The following is a 17,297-nucleotide window of genomic DNA, read 5'->3' on the forward strand; positions in this document are numbered from 1 at the left end:
CTGCCTTTTAGTGTCCCACGCTTTCGCCGCGTTCGAGGCCGCTCAGCGCCAATTGTTCATCGATCTGGCCCATCAGCCGTTCGAGGCCTTCCTCGGTGTCGCTTTCGGCGCGGGCGACGAGGACATCCTGCGTGTTGGAAGCGCGCAGCAGCCACCAGCCGTCTTCGGTCGTGACACGCACGCCATCGGTGGCGTTGACCTCCACACCTTCCGGCACGTCGTCACCGGTCATCCGCGCGGTCACTTCGTCGATCGCGGCGAATTTGCGGGTCTCGTCGACCTGGAAACGCATTTCGGGCGTGTTGAGCATCGCGGGCATTTCACTGCGCAATTGCGTCACCGATTTGCCGAGCCGCGCCGATGCCGCAAGCAGGCGGACGCCGGCATACAGCGCATCGTCGAAACCGTAGTAATCGTCCGCGAAGAACACGTGGCCGCTCATTTCGCCTGCCAACGGAGAAGAAGTTTCCTTCATTTTGGACTTAATCAGCGAGTGGCCGGTCTTCCACATAAGTGGCTTGCCACCGTGGGTTTCGACATGATCGAACAGCGCGCGGCTGGCCTTCACATCGGCGATAATGGTCGAATTAGGTAGTTTCCCGAGGAGGTCCTCGGCGTAAATCATCAGTAGTTGATCACCCCAGATAACGCGGCCTTCGCCGTCGATCGCGCCGATCCGGTCGCCATCGCCGTCAAAGGCAATTCCGAAGTCGCAGGACTTCTCGGCGACCACGGCCTTCAGGTCCGCAAGGTTCGCCTCGACAGTGGGATCAGGGTGATGATTGGGAAAGTTTCCGTCGACTTCAGTGAACAGCAAATGGTGCGTGCCCGGCAGCTTCGCGGCGAGCTTCTCCAGAGCCGGACCGGCAGCGCCATTCCCCGCATCCCACGCGACGGTAAGGCCATCGAGCGCGGCAGTATCGATACCGGCGAGCGCGCCGAGCATATTGTCGACATACTCATCGAGGATCTCGACTTTCTCGACACTCCCGGCGCCATCGACCCAATCACCGGCTGCAGCCATTTCGCCGAGCCGCTGGATGTCCGCCCCGAAGAACGGGCGGCCCCGAAATACCATCTTGAAGCCATTGTAATTGGCGGGATTGTGGCTGCCAGTTATCTGAATGCCGCCATCTACCTCTTCGGCTGAGGCTTCCGCGTAATAGAGCATCGGCGTTGCGCCCATGCCGATGCAGCGCACGTCGCAGCCGCTCGATGTCAGCCCTTCCACCAGCGCGTGTTCGAGGATCGGCGAGCTGACGCGGCCATCATAGCCCACAGCCACCATCGGCTTCCGGCCGTCGCCAATATCGCGGACGAGCAGCGTGCCGAAACCGCGGCCGATCGCGCGCGCATCGTCAGGGCCAAGCGTTTCGCCAATAATCCCGCGAATGTCATATTCGCGCAGCGATGTCGGGTGGAAATTGTGAGACATGGATGCAGAACCTTTCGTTGGCTCTGCGGTAGCTTAGCGCACTTCGTGGGGCAACTCATCCAGCAGCAAATCCCGCGCGGCATTCGCTTCATGGACCTGGTCGTTAGAGCCGCCCCGGTCCGGGTGGACCATCGCGATCAGACGCTTGTGCGCGGCCATGATATCGGCTCGGTTGGCCCCTGCCTCCACACCGAGCAGGCGACGGGCGCGGAAGATCGCCTGATTGCGTGTCGAAATCTTTGGCTGCCACGGCCAGCGCCCGACAATCCAGCGATAGGCAATGAGGCCCACCGCGACGAGGACGATCAGGCGCATCATCTCAGGCGGGCTCTTTCGCTGGCTCGGTAATTGGTCGCACCGGCTCGCCCGCCTCAGGCTTTCCCGGCATCGGCAGGCGCAAATTCTGAACCAGGTTGCGCAATTCCTGCCGCGCGACGAGGTGGCTGGTGCCGAGTTCACCCAGATGCCCCTTGTCGAGCAGCGTCAGCCCGCTGGGAAACAGCTCGCGGTAAATCACGCGCTCGCTCATCCCCTGCACCGGGCGGAAACCGACACGCTTGGAAAGCTCTGTCAGCGCCTGATCGATGCGCCGCTGGTTACGCGCATCGGCATAGCCGGTGCGGTTGCGCACCACGACCCAGTCCATCTCGCGCCTGTTCTCGTCGATCTGCGCGCGGCTGCGCTTGATCCGCGCTTCCCAGATCAGCTCGGCATAGAAGGACAGCTTGCGAACCTTGAAGGTCTCGGCATCGACTTGCCCGATCAGGTCGAAATCGACGAAACTGTCGTTCATCGGCGTCACCAGCGTATCGGCACTCGCCGCGGCATGGCGCGCGAAGGGATCATCGCGCCCCGGCGTATCGAAGATCATGAAGTCCGCGCCTTCGCTGATGCGCGCCGCCTCCTCTTCCAACGCCTCGATCGTATCGCCATGGCAGCGATCGAACACGGGCCCCGGCAGCTGCGTGTTGCGGCGCTTCTGCGTATCGGCGCGGTTCTCGCAATAGCGGAAGAAAGTCGCCTGCCGCGTGTCGAGATCGAGCGCTGCGACTTTCGCGCCCTGATAGGCGAGCGCCACGGCCACGTGCACAGCGGTGGTCGATTTGCCCGTTCCGCCCTTTTCATTGGCAAAGACAATGCGATGGGGGGTAGTCACGTCGGCTCTTTCTCTCATGGCAATGCGCGTCTAGCGTGCGCTTCAAACAGTACAGCCAAGGCATGCACCCATGCAAACCATCACGACAATTGTTAATCTCCGCGAAGCTGTGGATGAATTGCGCAGCTCAGGAAGCGTGGCGCTGGTGCCCACGATGGGCGCACTGCACGATGGCCACCTGACCCTGATGCGCGAAGCGGCAAAACATGCGGATCATGTGGTCGCATCGATCTTCGTTAATCCGCGCCAGTTCGGCCCGAATGAGGATCTCGACGCATATCCGCGCCAACTGGCTGAAGATTCTTCAAAACTGGAAGGCGAAGGCGTCGCGCTGCTGTGGCACCCGGGTTTGGAGGCGATGTACCCGGACGGATATTCGACGAACATTTCGGTTTCCGGCGTCAGTGCTGGCCTGTGCGGTGCGGACCGGCCCGGCCATTTCGACGGCGTTGCGACGGTGGTGTGCAAGCTCTTCAACCAGGTGCGCCCGGACATGGCCTTCTTCGGAGAAAAGGACTGGCAGCAACTCGCGGTCATCCGCCGGATGGCACGCGATCTCGACCTGTCCTTCCCGCACGTCGATGCCATTCACGGTGTGCCGACCGTGCGCGAGGCGGACGGTTTGGCGATGAGCAGCCGCAATGCGTATCTCTCGCCAGAGGAGCGCGAAGCCGCCGCCACCCTGCCGCGCGCCATGAAAGAAGCGATCGCCCGGATTCTCGACGGGCAAGAAGTCACCCCCACGCTCGGCATGCTGGAAGACCAGCTGCTCGGCGCGGGCTTCGCATCCGTCGATTATGCCGAGCTGCGCGATGCGGACAGCGTAGCATTGCTCGATAAAGACAATGGCAATGCGCGCCTCTTTGTCGCTGCGCGGATCGGCAAGCCGCGGCTGATCGACAATATGGCGGTCGCATGAGCATGCGGTGGGGCGCGATCCTGACTCTGCTCGCTGCCATGCTGCTTTCGGCATGCAGCAATGATATCGAAGTCGAACCGCCGCCCCGTGTCGAAGACCAGCCGGTGCTCGGCAATCAGACATCGACGATGCAGGTGCCGCTGCAAATCTCGCTCGACGAGGTACAGCGCGCGCTCGAAGCCCGCACCCCGCGTCGCCTGTGGCGTATGAATGAACGGCGCAGCGATTGCATTCCGGCCACTCGCGTGAACCCGCTCGGGCTGGAATTCAACGTCACTCCCAATATCGCCTGCACCATCATCGGCGAGGCGAACCGCGGCCGTATCCGCCTGACAGGCAGCGGCAATCGGCTCACCATCCGTGTGCCGGTCAATGCTACGCTGCGCGCCGAGGATATTGGCGACATCATCAGCGGCGAGACGGCAGATGCCTCGGCCGCTGTCGTGCTGCATGCGCGCCTTTCGATGACGGACAATTGGGGCATGCGCGCCGATCTCGATCTCGATTATTCGTGGAGCGAGGAGCCGGGCATCGACTTCCTTGGCCAGCGGATCAATTTCACCGAGCGCGTCGATGAAGAGCTCGATACTGTCATTCGCGATATCGAGCGTGAGCTGGAGCGCACCTTTGCGCGTATTTCCGCGCGGCCGCTCGTCGAGGATGCGTGGCAGAAGGGCTTCACCACCGTATCGCTCAATGCCGAAAACCCGCCAGCCTGGCTGCGCATAACTCCGCAGCGATTAGGCGTCACAGGCTATAATGTGCAGGGGCGCCAGCTCAGCGTGAATGTGGCGCTTGAAGCGCAAACCGAGACGGTGATCGGCGAGCGGCCCGAGCCTGCCCAGCCCGGCCCGCTGCCAGCCATGGCGCGCGACTTTACGGGCGACGGCGTGCAGGTCGCAGTGCCCGTGATCGTGGATTACGCGCAGCTGGAGCCGGTGCTGCTGCGTGAGCTGGGTGAGTTTGCAGAAGGCGGCATCACCCTGCCGCGCATCGGCGTGGTCGATGCCACATTCAGCGATGTAGAGGTTTACGCCACGCAGGATCGCAGGCTGGCGGTTGGCATCAATGCCAGTGTGACCCCGCGCGAAGGCGTGGCCGCGCGCTACGGCGAGGCGGAAGGGCAAATATGGCTGACAGGCGAGCCCTATAATGCGCCCAACAGCGCCGTCATCACGATCCGAAATCTCGCCATTCACGGCGATACCGATCGCAACACCGTCGACCTGCTGATCGCCCTGTTCGCGGATGAGCAGGTGCGCAGCGCCATCGAAGCCGCGCTGGTGGGCGATTTCACCCGCGATTACGATCGCATCATTGCCGATGCGCGCGAAGCGGTGAGCGAGCTCGAGACCGATGGTGTTACGCTCAACCTCACTATTGACGAGGTTCGCCATGGCAGAGTGCGCGCGACTGGCGCTGGCCTATTCCTGCCGGTGGAAGTGCAAGGAAGCGGCAGGCTGAACGCCTCGATCAACTGATAGATCAGGCGGCGCGCAGCCTGCCCACTAATAGCCTCAGAAGAACTGCAGGCTTGCCGAATTGAGCGAACCTGGCGTGACCGCCAGTTCCATCGTCTCCACATTCTCCGGCACAGCATCGAAATGCAGCACCAGCGGGCCGGACAAGCGGTCTCCATTCGCGGCGATCCAGTTGGCGAGCGAGATCGTGATGGGCGTCGGCTCGATGGCATGCGGATCGCCGAAGAAAGCGAAAGTCCCGACATAGTCGGCTCCATCGAGCGAGAGATCGGGCGTCTCGCCTTCGCCAGTCAGGTAAAGGCGATAGCGGTGACGCGCGCCATCGACGGGCGTGAAGACGACATTTGCCACACCATCCTGCGGAGTGATCGCCGTCTCTTCGCCTGCCACCATCGCTTCTTCGCGCGGCTGGACAGAAGCGGTGGCGGGCGCACCCGGTCGCAATGCCTGCGAGGAGACAGTCGTTTCGAGAATGTACCCATTGTCCTGCATGGACACCATCGCCTCGCTTTCCGCCATGATCTGCGTGCCGCCACCATAGGTATAATCGAAGGCGGCGGGCGTCATGTAGAGACCCGCCGAAATGTCGTCAGCAACCGGCCTGCCATCAGGCTGCACGAAGAACAGGTACTCCTCCGTATCAAAGGCCTGACCTTCATCGCTGGACGGGAAGGGCGATTGCCCCCGCGCGTTCTGCTCTGCCGTCCAAACCGTCCATAGCCGGTCGACATTGGCATGGTGCAGCCAGAAGATAGGATCGATGGGAGACAGGAATTCCCCCATCAGCCCGCCGATGCTGTTGTGGACGTTGTTGTGTGGCTGCCCTTCAATCACCGCGAATTTGCCACTGTCGCTATGGTTTTCGGTGATGGCGGAATTGAAAATCGTTTGCTTCATCACCCGCGGTGGGGGATTGGGAGCGTTGAACAAGGTTGCCGAGAGACCGGTGTTGATCACTTTGATATCGACGGCTGCAAGCGCATCTTTGTCCAGCTGGCCCGCCTGTGCGTCAGCTCCGCGCGCAGAGGCCCCGCCGGCATACGCCGATTGCATAGAGGACTTGAGCTCCGCAAGGCTCATCGCACCGTGCCTTTGCGACATCTTTGCCTGCTGCGCCGGTGTCAATGCGTTCCAGAACGCATCGACCGCCGCATCCATGTTGCTCATGAATGTCGCGCTATCCGCGTAGAACAGGCTGCTGGTCGGATCGAGCGCGTTTGGCGCGGTCGTCGGTCCATAGAATTCGGGCGGCAATTCGGGGTTCGCGGTCCAGTCCCAATAAGGCAGCGCGAAAGTCTGGTCTCCCGTCACTTCCCGGCAGATCTGCTCGAAATAGCCCAAGAATGGGCGGTGCCAATTGAAGAACCACCAATTGCCATGCGGGCAATCGATCAAATGGATCATCGCCTGGCGATACCAATTACGCGGATCAGTGGCAGGCAGCGCAAGCATGGCCGTGATGGCTTCGGCATAGGTTGCCAGCTGCGCCTGCCCTTCCGGACTAAAGACGCTGTAGCGTGTGTAGGTCGCGGTCGTGCTGGCGAGTTCTTCGGTCTCGGCCTCCGCTTCCGCATCGGCGCAACCGGGTAAAGTCAGCGCAATGCCTGCTGCCAGCGCTGAGCCCATCGCACCGCGGCGATCGATCGTAAAAGGTGTATTGGACATGAATTTCCCCCCATTCGCATATCGCCCGGTTCGGGCTCAGCGATTGGGCAGGATGCACCGCATCAAGGCCAGTTAAAAGCCGGTAATCGCAACGATGGGAGAGAGTGGGCTGGAGCGGGTAAGGGGAATCGAACCCCTCTAGCCAGCTTGGAAGGCTGGAGCATTACCACTATGCTATACCCGCGCCGAGTAGATTGGAGCGCCGATTGCCACCGGTGTGGCCTTCACGTCAAGCAGAGATATCAGTCAGCAGGTGTTCGCGACGCGCTGGGCGTGGGGCTGGGGTTTGGCCGTGCGGGCGGTGCAATGCGCAGGTCGACACGGCGATTGCGCCGGCGGCCCTGCTCGTTTTCGGAACCATCGGGCAGGGCATTGGGCGCGATGGGGTTCTGCTCCCCGAACGCGATCACCTCGATACGGTCATCATCGACACCATATTCGACCAGCCACGCGGCCACCGCTTCGGCGCGGGCGCGCGAGGCACGCAGGTTCGCTTGGTCATTGCCCGAGGAGTCAGTGTGTCCGCCGAGAACGATAGGCCAATCCTCGTCCATCGCGTCGCTCGACAGGACATTCACCAGCACACGCTGGGCAGCGGCATCGACCTCGGCACCGCCAGGCATCGGGATGACAACTTCGATGGGTTCTGCGGGCTCGCTTTCTTCAGGTGCATCGGTGGCCAGGTCTTCGCGAATGATCGAACCGGTTTCGGTGGGGGTGGGTGACGGCGTGGGCGTTGCACCTGCGCCGGTCTCGCCAGCGACGGGCTCCTCAGTCGGGTCCGCAGCAGGATCTTCCTCCGTCCCGTCGCGGCGCACTTCGCAGGCGGACAGCGCCAGCGCGCCCATAGCGAGCGCCAATGCAGAGGTCAGGGATCGGGCAGTGCGGATTTTCATCGTGGTCTTCCGTATCATCATTCAGGCGTGTCAGGCAGGCTGCGGTTCGGGATCGCTATCGGGATCGCTATCCGGGTTGGGGCCTCGCTTGGCCTTTTCGGTTTTCTTCGCGCTTTGCTTTGCGATGCGCTCCTCACTCTTCTCACGCGGCGGTGAGAAGGAGATGATCGCATCACCCGGTTGCGGCTCAGGCGCGGCGGCGTGGGTAAAGAATTGCAGCTCGCCATCGGGCTTCATCAGCATCAGCATATCGGCGGATTCTGGCAGCGTGTTCAGCGCATCCTCCAGCACGAATTGCTCGGACAGCTTCGTGTGACGGAACACCCAGCCTTCGCTCTGGCGCTGCTGCACTTCGTCGACACCCCAGCCAGAGGAAAACAGCGCACGGCCACGCAAGCTTGCAGGGATGGCGCGGTGATCGTCCTCATCCGCACCTTCGCCCAATTGATAGACCTTGTCGGTACCGATTTCGGGCGCAAACTCCGCGCAGACGAGCGCATTGTACGCTTCATTGTCGGTCGCAGCGACAAGCGACTGGAAAGGCGTCAGGTCGAGATTGTGCTCGGTCGCCTCATTGAGGATTTCCCCGTGATAGGTTGGCAGGCCGGCGCTGCGCGCAGGCTTCAATCTCTGCCATGAGGAATCGACGATCATCACCGGCGTATCGAGCTTGTGCAGGCGCTCTGCGAGAGCGATCGTCCACGGCGTTGCCCCGGCGATCAGCAAGCCCGGTCGGCTTGCGCCTTTCACGCCGAGCAGTTTCGCCACCATGTTTACCGTGAAGCCATGCGCAACGATGGTCACGACGACCACGGCGAAGCTCAGGCCGATCAGAATCGATCCATCACCATAGCCAAGCTCGTTCATGCGCAGTGCGAAAAGACCGCTGATGGCAACCAGCACGATACCGCGCGGCGCAATCCACGCGAGGAAGAGGCGCTCGTTCCACGGCACCGAACTGCCGAGGAGCGAAATGAGGATCGTGAGCGGCCTCACCAGGAACAGCAGGGCGAGCAGGAACATGTAGAGCCTGAAGCCCGATTGGGTGAGCGGGTTGAGATAAGTCAGCTCTGTCAGGTCCAGCGAGGCCGAGAGCAGGATGAAGATGCCCGACACCAGCAGCACAGCGATGTTCTGCTTGAACGGGTGGATGCTGCGCAGGCTGGACACATGCATATTGGCGAGCGCGATGCCCATCACGGTCACCGCAACAAGCCCTGCTTCATGCTCGATCTTGTTGCACAGCACGAAGACGCCGACCACGGCGACGAGCAGCACCGGCACTTTCAGATATTCGGGCACATAGCCGCGCGGGAAGCTCCACGCGATGGCCTTTGCCGCGCCCCAACCGATGACGCCGGAAGCGATGGCAGCGCCTGCAATCCAAGGCACGACTTCAAAAGCCGTCCCGCCATCCTGCACGGTGACGCGGAAATATTCGTAAGCGATGACGGCGCAGAGCGCACCGATGGGATCGTTGACGATCGCTTCCCATCTCAGGAGCGCGGCCGGCCTCTGCTGCACTGCCGATTGCCGCAGCAGCGGAATGACCACGGTGGGCCCCGTCACAATCAGGATCCCGGCAAACAGGATGGCCACCGGCCACACCAGTCCGGCGATGTAATAGGCCGCGAGCGAGCCGATGAACCAGCCCACCGGCGCTCCGATCAGCACCAATCGCCAGACACCGCCGCCATATTTCTTCAGTTCGCGGAAATCGAGGCTGAGCCCGCCTTCGAACAGGATCAGCGCCACGCCAATGGCCACCATCGGCTCCAGCAATTCGCCGAAGGCCCCTTCCGGATCCAGCAGCCGGTAACCGAAATAGCCGAAGATCGGGCCGACGATGAAGCCGGCGGCCAGCATAAGCACGATAGCGGGCCAGCCCGTACGCCATGCGACCCATTGTGCGCCAATGCCGAGAACGCCGACGAGGGCGATTGTGAGCGCCTGTGATTCCATGAAACTCCCCGAGCTTTCGCCCCTTCACCCGAAGGCGTGATAGCATGTTAATGCATGAAGCCGGGATTTTTTCCCGGAAAGCTCAATGGCCTTCAAAAGCCATGACGCAGTGTGTGGTCAATTCCTCTTCAGCCAGCGCGCTCGCACCGCCCAATTCGGGCAAGTCGATCACGAAGAGCGCGTGGTCGACTATGGCACCAGCGCGCCGCAAGAGATGGGCTCCGGCAATCGCCGTTCCGCCGGTTGCCAGCAAATCGTCTATCAGCAGAACTCTCTCGCCATCGCTCACCAGTGTGGGATCGAGCTCGAGCCGCGCTGTGCCATATTCCAGCGCGTAATCTTCACCAATGGTTTCGACGGGCAGCTTTCCGGCCTTGCGCAGCGGGATGAAACCGAGGCCAAGCTCCAGCGCGAGCGCCGTGCCGAAGATGAAGCCTCGCGCTTCGATACCGGCAACCGCGTCAGCCTCGAGATCGCGCGCGAGCGCCGCCAATGCCTGGATGGAGCCAGCCAGCCCCTCGCCATGGGCGAGGAGCGTGGTGATATCGCGAAACTGGATGCCGGATTTGGGGAAATCCGGAACCGTGCGGATCAGGCCCTTGAGTTCGTCAGGACCCAATGCGCGATCAGTCGTCTTTGCGCTTCGGCTTGATGTCCGCCCAGATCTGCTTCTTGGCGAACCAGGCCAGGATCGTGGCGAACAGCGTGAAGGCGAGGATCCACCAGCCGGTCTGCTTGCGCTTCACCAGCGAAGGTTCGGCAGTCCAGGTGAGGAAGGCAGCCACGTCCTGCGACATCTGGTCTACAGTTGCTTCCGTGCCATCGGCATAGGTCACGCGGCCATCGGCGAGCGGCGCTGGCATCGCAATGCCCAGGCCATGGAAATACGGGTTGAAGTAGAGACCCGTGCCGAGCTGGAAGTCGGGATAGGCTTCCGTAAGCACCACGCCATCCTTCGCAAAGGTCGACATCTCCTCGTAACCGGTCAGCAGCGCATAGACATAATTCGACCCATCGTGTCGGGCTTTGGTGATGAGCGAAAGGTCAGGCGGATTACCAAGACCGGCGTAGGGAACCGGCGGGAAGTGGTCGGTGGGGAGGCCCGGCTCACGGATAACCTCTGCTGTGTCATCATCATAACGCGGGATCGTGTAGGTCTCTGCCTCGGCCTTGATCTGCGCGTCCGAATAGCCGAGATCGGCGAGATTGCGGAAAGCGACATATTCAAGGCTGTGACAGGCTGCACAAGCTTCCTTGTACACCTGATAACCGCGCTGCAGCTGCGCAATGTCCCAGCGACCGAAGGGACCATCGAATGAGAAGCCGCCTTCGGGGCCTTCAGCTTCGAGATGGAATTCGTAAGCCGGGTTCGGCGCAACTTCCTCTGTCGCGGCGGTGTAAGCTCCGACGCCGAATGAGATGAGGGCAACCAGCGCAAAGCCGAGACCGATGAGGATACCAACGAGGCGGATCATAATTCTATCTTTCCTCTAGCCTTACGCTTCAGGTGGCCACCGGCTCGGCGTTTTCGCCAAGCACGGCCTTCTTGTCCGAGCCCAGCACCGCTTCGGTGATCGAATAGGGCAGCGGATCGGGACGCTCGATCGAGGAGATGATCGGCAAGATGACCAGGAAGTGCAGGAAGTAGTATGCAGTCGCGATCTGGCTCAGCATCACATATGGCTCTTTTGCCGGCGCGCCGCCCAGGAAGAAGAGCATGGCCATGCAGGGGATAAGGCCGAACCAGAAGAACTTGCGGAACAGCGGACGATAGTGACCGCTGCGGACCGGACCCTTGTCAAGCCACGGCAGGAAGAACCACACCAGAATGGCGCTGAACATGGCCAGCACGCCCCACAGCTTCGCCGGAAGGATGAAGTCGAAGGTGAAAGCACGCAGGATCGCGTAGAACGGGTAGAAATACCATTCCGGAACGATGAGCGCCGGGGTCGAGAGCGGATTCGCTTCGATATAGTTATCGGGGTGACCCAGCACGTTCGGCAGGAAGAACACGAACGCGAAATAGATCAGCAGGAAGACGCCGAGCCCGAAACCGTCCTTCGCCGTGTAATACGGATGGAACGGCACGGTGTCGCTTTCACTCTTCACTTCAACACCGGTCGGGTTGCTCGAACCCGGGATGTGCAGCGCCCAGATGTGCAGGATCACACAACCGGCGATCACGAATGGCAGCAGATAGTGAAGGCTGAAGAACCGGTTGAGCGCGGCATTGTCCGGTGCGTAACCGCCGAGGATCCAGACCTGCAGCGATTCGCCGACGAGCGGAATGGCACTGAACAGGCCGGTAATCACCTGCGCCCCCCAGAAGCTCATCTGGCCCCAGGGAAGCACGTAACCCATGAAGGCGGTTGCCATCATGAGAAGGAAGATGACCACACCGATCAGCCAGATCATTTCGCGCGGCGGCTTGTACGACGCGTAGAACAGGCCGCGGAAGATGTGGATGTAGATCACAACGAAGAAGAAGCTGGCGCCGTTGGCGTGCGCATAGCGCATCATCCAGCCCCAGTTGACGTTGCGCATGATGTGCTCGACCGAAGCGAAAGCCACGGTCGTTTCGGCGGCATAGTGCATCGCGAGCACGATACCGGTGACGATCTGCAGCATCAGGCAGAAGCCGGCGAGAACGCCGAAATTCCAGAAGTAGGAAAGGTTGCGCGGAACCGGGTAACCGGCGCCTACTGCATTGTAGACGAGGCGCGGAACGGGCAGACGCTCGTCGAGGAATTTGGTGAAGCCGTTTGCCGGCTGATATTCCTTGGCCCAGGGAAAGCTCATTTTCTTGCCTCTTCCTTGCCTTAACCGATCACGATCGTCGTGTCGGATGCGAATGTATAGTCGGGGACCAGCAGGTTGGTCGGCGCCGGACCTTTGCGAATGCGTGCTGCGGTATCGTAGTGCGAACCGTGGCACGGGCAGAAATAGCCGTTGAATTCGCCCTTGTTCTCGCCCGTGGCAGCACCCAGCGGCACACAACCAAGGTGAGTACACACACCCATCACCACGAGGATGTCCTCATGGCCGGGCTGAGTGCGATCTTCGAGCGATTCGGGATCGCGCAGCGAGCTCGTCGGCACGGCGTTGGCTTCGTCGATCTCGGCCTGCGTCAGGCGACGGACAAACACCGGCTGCTTGCGGAATTCCGCCTTGATTGCCTGGCCTGCTTCGAGCGCGCTGATGTCCAGCTCGGTCGTGCTGGCGGCGAGCACGTCTGCCGACGGCGCCATCTGGCTGACCAGCGGATAGACCATCACAAGGCCGCCCACGCCCGCCACCGAAACGGCGGCGATTTCGATAAAGTCGCGGCGACGCACACCGTCTTCGGTGGTCTTTTCGCCCGTTTCAGGATTGCCCGTAGTGGTTGCCATATCCTTGCCTTGCTTGCTGAGCCGTAGAGGGAAATGCCTCACGCAGGCTCGCCAGAAACCATGTCTGCGATGCGGTGCGATCGTTCACACCTGTCACGGCAGTCTGGCGCGGCTGATAGACGAGCAAAACCGCAATGCCAACCCGCCTTTTGGGGGTAATTTCGCGATATTGTGCAGGGACGAAGCGTTTATCTACGCAGGCAGGCCGATCAGGGAGAATTGTCGCCCATCGGCAGCGGCGTTTTGATGCGTTGCGCGGCGGTAGGAATGGAAACGCTTGGGATCGCCATATGTATCGAGCGCGAGATCATCGATCTGACGCAAATTGAGCGATTCGAGCCGCCGGACAACATAGGCGGGCAGGTTGAAATGCCACTTGCCCGGTCTGCCGCGACGGAAGAAATCGGCATGGCGCTCCTCAAATTGTTCGTAGAAATCGAGGCCGACTTCGTAATTCTCTTCAGCAATGGTTGGTCCGATCGCGGCATGAATATTCGCCCGATTGGCACCGAGCTCTTCCATTTTGCGTACCGTTGCCTCCAACACCCCATAATGCGCCCCGCGCCATCCGGCATGCGCCGCGCCGATCACGCCGGCTCCGCGGTCAGCGAACAGCACGGGCGCGCAATCCGCAGTGACGATGCCGAGTACGAGGCCGGGAGTCTTGGTGACGAGACCGTCCACCTCCGGTCGCGCGTCGCTTGGGAAGCGTCCTTCGACAGCGATCGCTTTCGCCGAGTGAACCTGCTTGGCGAGTACCAGCTGCCCGCCCGGCACCAGCAATGACGGATCAGGCTCGCCGGTATGGCCGAGGCCGGTCAAAAAGCCATGCGGGATGCCGTACAGCACATCGGCGCGGAGGACTTCACGCTCGTCAGCCAAGACTGCGGCTCACCTGTTCGGACGTGTCGCGCGAGAGATTGCCCGCCGCAGCGATCCGTTCCAGCTCCGCTTTCATCAGCGCCGAGCGCTTTGGCTCGATCCGCCGCCAGCGGCCCAGCGGGGTGACGAAACGCGCGGCAGTCTGCGGGTTGATCGGATCGAGTTCGAGGATGAGGTCCGCGATCATGCGATACCCCTCACCGCTCGCATCGTGAAACGCCTGCGGATTGACCGCAAATCCCATGTAAAGCGAACGCACGCGGTTCGGGTTTTTCAGCGTGAATTGCGGATGCTCCGCCAGCGCCTTCACATGCTCGATCGCATTGGGATGCAATGACATCGACTGGAGGCTGAACCATTTGTCGATGACCAGCGCATTGTCTTTGTAGCGGTTGTAGAAGTCGAGCAGCGCGCGGGTCCGCTCCGGACCGTCGAGATTGCACAAGACCATTAGGGCGCCCTGCCGGTCGGTCATGTTGTCAGCAGCAGAATACTGCTCCCACGCAATCTCCTGAACGCCGTTAACATTGCCAGCCGCAAGATAGGCCAGCGCCTGCGTTTTGACTTTGCGCGCACCGCGAGCCTCGGGATCATGCGAGAACGGCACGGATGCAGCGCGTTTGTGCAGGGCCTTCCACGTCTCTTCGAGCTGCGTTCCGAGATAGGCTCTCAGCCCCTGCCGCGCTTCGTGAATTGCACCGGGATCGGCGACCAGCATGGTTTCGGCGAGATAACCCTCGCTCGGCAGCAGCAGCATTTCGCCGCGCATCAGATCGTCGATGTGTTCATCGTCCAGCACGGCGGAAATGGCAGCGGCGATTGCGTCCCTGCCTGCCTCGCGCTCGTTATCTTCCAGTTTGCCGTCGATCACATCTTTCAGATGGCCGACGACCAGATCCTGCAAGGCCTCGTAACGGGCAAAGGGATCATCATCATGCGCTGCGAGGAAGACCAGATCATCCTGCGCAATGTCGCGTTCGATCACGACGGGAGCGGAAAAGCCGCGATTGATGGAGAGCACTGGCTTCGTGGCGAAGCCTGAGAAGCAGAAGCTATCTTGAGCTTTGGTCAGCGTAATCAGTTGTTCACCATCGTGTTTCCCGGATTCCCTATCGAACAGGGCAATGCGTAGCGGAATCGGCATGGGCTGCTTGTCAGGCTGGCCGGGGGTTGGCGGCACGTCCTGCGACAGGTGCAGGGTGGCCGTATCGCCATCATGCTCAAGCCGGACGGAGACCTTCGGCGTGCCCGCCTGGCTGTACCATAGGCGGAATTGCTCGAGGTCCAGCTCCGCGCCATCCTCGATCGCTTTCACGAAGTCTTCGCAAGTCGCCGCTTCGCCATCGTGGCGGTCGAAATAGAGGTCCGTTCCGGCGCGGAAGCGCTCTTCGCCGCACATGCTGCGCATCATGCGGATGACTTCGGCGCCCTTGTTGTAGATCGTGGCAGTGTAGAAGTTCGAAATCTCGCGGTAGCTGTCCGGGCGGATCGGATGGGCGAGCGGGCCCGAATCTTCGGGGAACTGTGCCCCGCGCAAAACCCGCACATCCTCGATCCGTTTGACAGGCGCACTGCCCATATCCTGGCTGAAGAGCTGGTCACGCAGCACAGTGAAGCCTTCCTTCAGCGACAACTGGAACCAGTCGCGGCAGGTAACGCGGTTGCCGGACCAATTGTGGAAGTATTCGTGCGCGATCACGCCTTCCACCCCGTCAAAATCGCCATCGGTCGCGGTATCCGGGTCTGCCAGTACGTATTTGGTGTTGAAGACGTTGAGGCCCTTGTTCTCCATCGCGCCCATGTTGAAGTCGCTCACCGCAACGATGTTGAATAGGTCGAGATCGTATTCGCGGCCGAACACTTCTTCGTCCCAGCGCATCGATTTCTTGAGCGATTCCATCGCATGGCCGGTGCGCAGCAGGTCGCCATCGCGGACATAGATATTGAGCGCGACTTCGCGGCCCGACATGGTCGTGAAACTGTCCGAATTGGCCACGAGGTCGCCTGCGACGAGCGCGAAAAGGTAGCTCGGCTTCGGCCATGGATCATGCCATTCGGCCCAATGCTTTCCATTCTCACCTTCGCCCTGCGCTTCCAGATTGCCGTTGGACAGAAGAACAGGAAAATGCGCCTTCATTCCGCTCATCCGCACGCGATAGGTCGAGAGAACGTCGGGGCGATCGGGGAAGAAGGTGATGCGGCGGAAACCCTCTGCCTCGCACTGGGTGCACAGCATTCCATTGGAGGCGAACAGGCCCATAAGCGCGCTATTGGCTGCGGGATTGATCTGCGTGGTGACGCGAATTTCATGCGCCTCGCCGGTGAGCGGAATGATCAGATCGCCATCGTCCATCGACCAATCGCTGACCATCTCGCCATCGACCTGCACCGAAAACGGCTCCAGCCCGTCGCCATTCAAACGGATCGTCGGTGAAGGGTCGGCTTTCGCGTTCGGTGCAACGCTGAGAGTCGCGACCACCCGGGTCGACCCCAGTTCCAGATCGAAATCGAGCGACACTTCAGGCACCAGCCACTCAAAAGGCTTGTAGTCCTCCCGCCGGATTACGGGCGGTTCATGCGGCGTGGGCGCGGCATCGGCCATTTCGGGATTGCCATCGGGCGAGGTGGGGGTGCGAGCGATATCCATGGTACGAAACTGGGTCTTTCTATTGGCGGTGTCGAGGGTCTAAACGCACGACATGGCAAATCTGTTCATTTTTGGCCTCGGCTACACGGCAAAACGCATCGCTGCGGCCATGGAAGAGCGAGGCTGGCAGGTCGAGGCGACCGGCAGCGACGGCAAAATCGCCTTCGACGATCGCAGAGCGGTGCTGGCGGCCCTCGAACGGGCAACGCATGTTCTGTCCTCCGTCCCTCCCGACCGCGAAAAGGGCACAGACCCGGTGCTCGACACCTACGGACGTGACTTTGGCTCGGCATGGTACGGCTACCTTTCCTCTACCGGCGTTTACGGAGACCGGCAGGGCGCGTGGGTGGATGAAAGCACGCCAACCATTGCCGAAACGGGTGAAGGCCGTCGCAACGCGCGAGCAGAGGCCGATGCGCTGTGGGTCAAACTGAGCGCACGGGTTTTCCGACTGCCCGGAATTTACGGCCCCGGACGCAGCAACCTGGACCGGGTGCGCGATGGCAAGGCACGGCGGATCGACATGCCTGGCCAAGTCTTCAGCCGTATCCATGTCGACGATATCGTAAGCGGCGTCGTGGCTGCGCTGACGAGTGATGCCCCGGCGGGAGCTTACAACCTTGGCGACGATCTTCCGGCAAGCGGCAATGCCGTGACCGAATTTGCGTGCCAGCTTCTCGGCGTGGAGCCGCCGCCCATGCAGACGCTGGAGGAAGCGGACCTTTCACCCATGGCGCTGGGCTTCTATTCGGAAAACCGCCGGGTGGCGAATGGCAAGGCCAAGCGTGTGCTCGGATGGGAGCCGGCGTATCCGACGTATCGGGAAGGTTTGTTGGCTCTTTTGTAGCCTCAAGCGCCGGCGGTC

15 protein-coding genes and 1 tRNA gene are annotated in these 17,297 nt (G+C 61.3%); 3 read left to right on the plus strand and 13 right to left on the minus strand.

Annotated features, from left to right (window positions below):
* Positions 1 to 7 precede the first annotated feature (7 nt).
* From pgmG to O2N64_RS03870, 3 genes are read right to left on the minus strand one after another with little or no spacing between them, the layout of a single operon-like run.
* Positions 8 to 1,435 (minus strand): phosphoglucomutase/phosphomannomutase PgmG, encoded by a 1,428-nt coding sequence (gene pgmG / locus O2N64_RS03860; protein WP_271078967.1) that lies wholly within the window; start codon positions 1,433 to 1,435, stop codon positions 8 to 10.
* 33 nt (positions 1,436 to 1,468) lie between these two features.
* Positions 1,469 to 1,753: a molecular chaperone DnaJ gene (locus O2N64_RS03865; protein ID WP_271078968.1), complete on the minus strand. Its 285-nt coding sequence runs from the start codon at positions 1,751 to 1,753 to the stop codon at positions 1,469 to 1,471.
* Position 1,754: 1 nt separating this feature from the next.
* On the minus strand, positions 1,755 to 2,591 hold the full coding sequence (locus O2N64_RS03870; RefSeq protein ID WP_271078969.1) for a division plane positioning ATPase MipZ: 837 nt from the start codon (positions 2,589 to 2,591) through the stop codon (positions 1,755 to 1,757).
* Between the two features lie 70 nt (positions 2,592 to 2,661).
* Here O2N64_RS03870 and panC point away from each other — a divergent pair, with 70 nt between their 5' ends.
* Both panC and O2N64_RS03880 read left to right on the plus strand, forming a co-directional pair.
* Positions 2,662 to 3,510: a pantoate--beta-alanine ligase gene (gene panC, locus O2N64_RS03875; protein WP_271078970.1), complete on the plus strand. Its 849-nt coding sequence runs from the start codon at positions 2,662 to 2,664 to the stop codon at positions 3,508 to 3,510.
* Positions 3,507 to 4,991, plus strand: coding sequence for a DUF4403 family protein (locus O2N64_RS03880; RefSeq protein ID WP_271078971.1), 1,485 nt, complete (start codon positions 3,507 to 3,509; stop codon positions 4,989 to 4,991). The genes panC and O2N64_RS03880 overlap by 4 nt, the downstream gene beginning before the upstream one ends.
* A gap of 36 nt (positions 4,992 to 5,027) precedes the next feature.
* On the opposite strand, the gene O2N64_RS03885 is transcribed toward O2N64_RS03880, so the two are convergent.
* The 10 genes from O2N64_RS03885 to pepN form a co-directional block, all read right to left on the minus strand.
* Positions 5,028 to 6,656 carry a tyrosinase family protein gene (locus O2N64_RS03885; RefSeq protein WP_271078972.1) on the minus strand — a complete coding sequence of 543 codons (1,629 nt, stop codon included), beginning with the start codon at positions 6,654 to 6,656 and terminating at the stop codon, positions 5,028 to 5,030.
* Positions 6,657 to 6,766: 110 nt separating this feature from the next.
* A tRNA-Gly gene (locus O2N64_RS03890) sits at positions 6,767 to 6,840 on the minus strand.
* A 58-nt stretch (positions 6,841 to 6,898) separates the two neighbouring features.
* Positions 6,899 to 7,573 carry an OmpA family protein gene (locus tag O2N64_RS03895; RefSeq protein ID WP_271078973.1) on the minus strand — a complete coding sequence of 225 codons (675 nt, stop codon included), beginning with the start codon at positions 7,571 to 7,573 and terminating at the stop codon, positions 6,899 to 6,901.
* Positions 7,574 to 7,582: 9 nt separating this feature from the next.
* The gene (locus O2N64_RS03900) at positions 7,583 to 9,514 is read right to left on the minus strand and encodes a cation:proton antiporter (RefSeq protein ID WP_271078974.1); all 1,932 of its coding nucleotides are present in this window, start codon (positions 9,512 to 9,514) and stop codon (positions 7,583 to 7,585) included.
* An 82-nt stretch (positions 9,515 to 9,596) separates the two neighbouring features.
* On the minus strand, positions 9,597 to 10,133 hold the full coding sequence (locus O2N64_RS03905) for an adenine phosphoribosyltransferase (RefSeq protein ID WP_271078975.1): 537 nt from the start codon (positions 10,131 to 10,133) through the stop codon (positions 9,597 to 9,599).
* A gap of 7 nt (positions 10,134 to 10,140) precedes the next feature.
* Complete coding sequence (locus O2N64_RS03910; protein ID WP_271078976.1) at positions 10,141 to 10,989, minus strand: cytochrome c1; 849 nt, start codon at positions 10,987 to 10,989, stop codon at positions 10,141 to 10,143.
* Between the two features lie 28 nt (positions 10,990 to 11,017).
* Positions 11,018 to 12,313, minus strand: a complete 1,296-nt coding sequence (locus O2N64_RS03915; protein WP_271078977.1) for a cytochrome b — start codon at positions 12,311 to 12,313, stop codon at positions 11,018 to 11,020.
* A gap of 20 nt (positions 12,314 to 12,333) precedes the next feature.
* On the minus strand, positions 12,334 to 12,903 hold the full coding sequence (gene petA, locus O2N64_RS03920; RefSeq protein ID WP_271078978.1) for a ubiquinol-cytochrome c reductase iron-sulfur subunit: 570 nt from the start codon (positions 12,901 to 12,903) through the stop codon (positions 12,334 to 12,336).
* A 192-nt stretch (positions 12,904 to 13,095) separates the two neighbouring features.
* Entirely contained in the window at positions 13,096 to 13,785 is a 690-nt protein-coding gene (gene pgeF, locus O2N64_RS03925; RefSeq protein WP_271078979.1) for a peptidoglycan editing factor PgeF, read from the minus strand.
* The gene (pepN, locus tag O2N64_RS03930; protein ID WP_271078980.1) at positions 13,778 to 16,432 is read right to left on the minus strand and encodes an aminopeptidase N; all 2,655 of its coding nucleotides are present in this window, start codon (positions 16,430 to 16,432) and stop codon (positions 13,778 to 13,780) included. The genes pgeF and pepN overlap by 8 nt, the downstream gene beginning before the upstream one ends.
* Before the next feature lie 52 nt (positions 16,433 to 16,484).
* On the opposite strand from pepN, the gene O2N64_RS03935 reads away from it, so the two are divergent.
* Positions 16,485 to 17,279 (plus strand): SDR family NAD(P)-dependent oxidoreductase, encoded by a 795-nt coding sequence (locus O2N64_RS03935; protein ID WP_271078981.1) that lies wholly within the window; start codon positions 16,485 to 16,487, stop codon positions 17,277 to 17,279.
* Positions 17,280 to 17,297: the final 18 nt, after the last annotated feature.

This window comes from Aurantiacibacter sp. MUD61, from assembly GCF_027912455.1.
Classification (GTDB): Bacteria; Pseudomonadota; Alphaproteobacteria; order Sphingomonadales; family Sphingomonadaceae; genus Alteraurantiacibacter.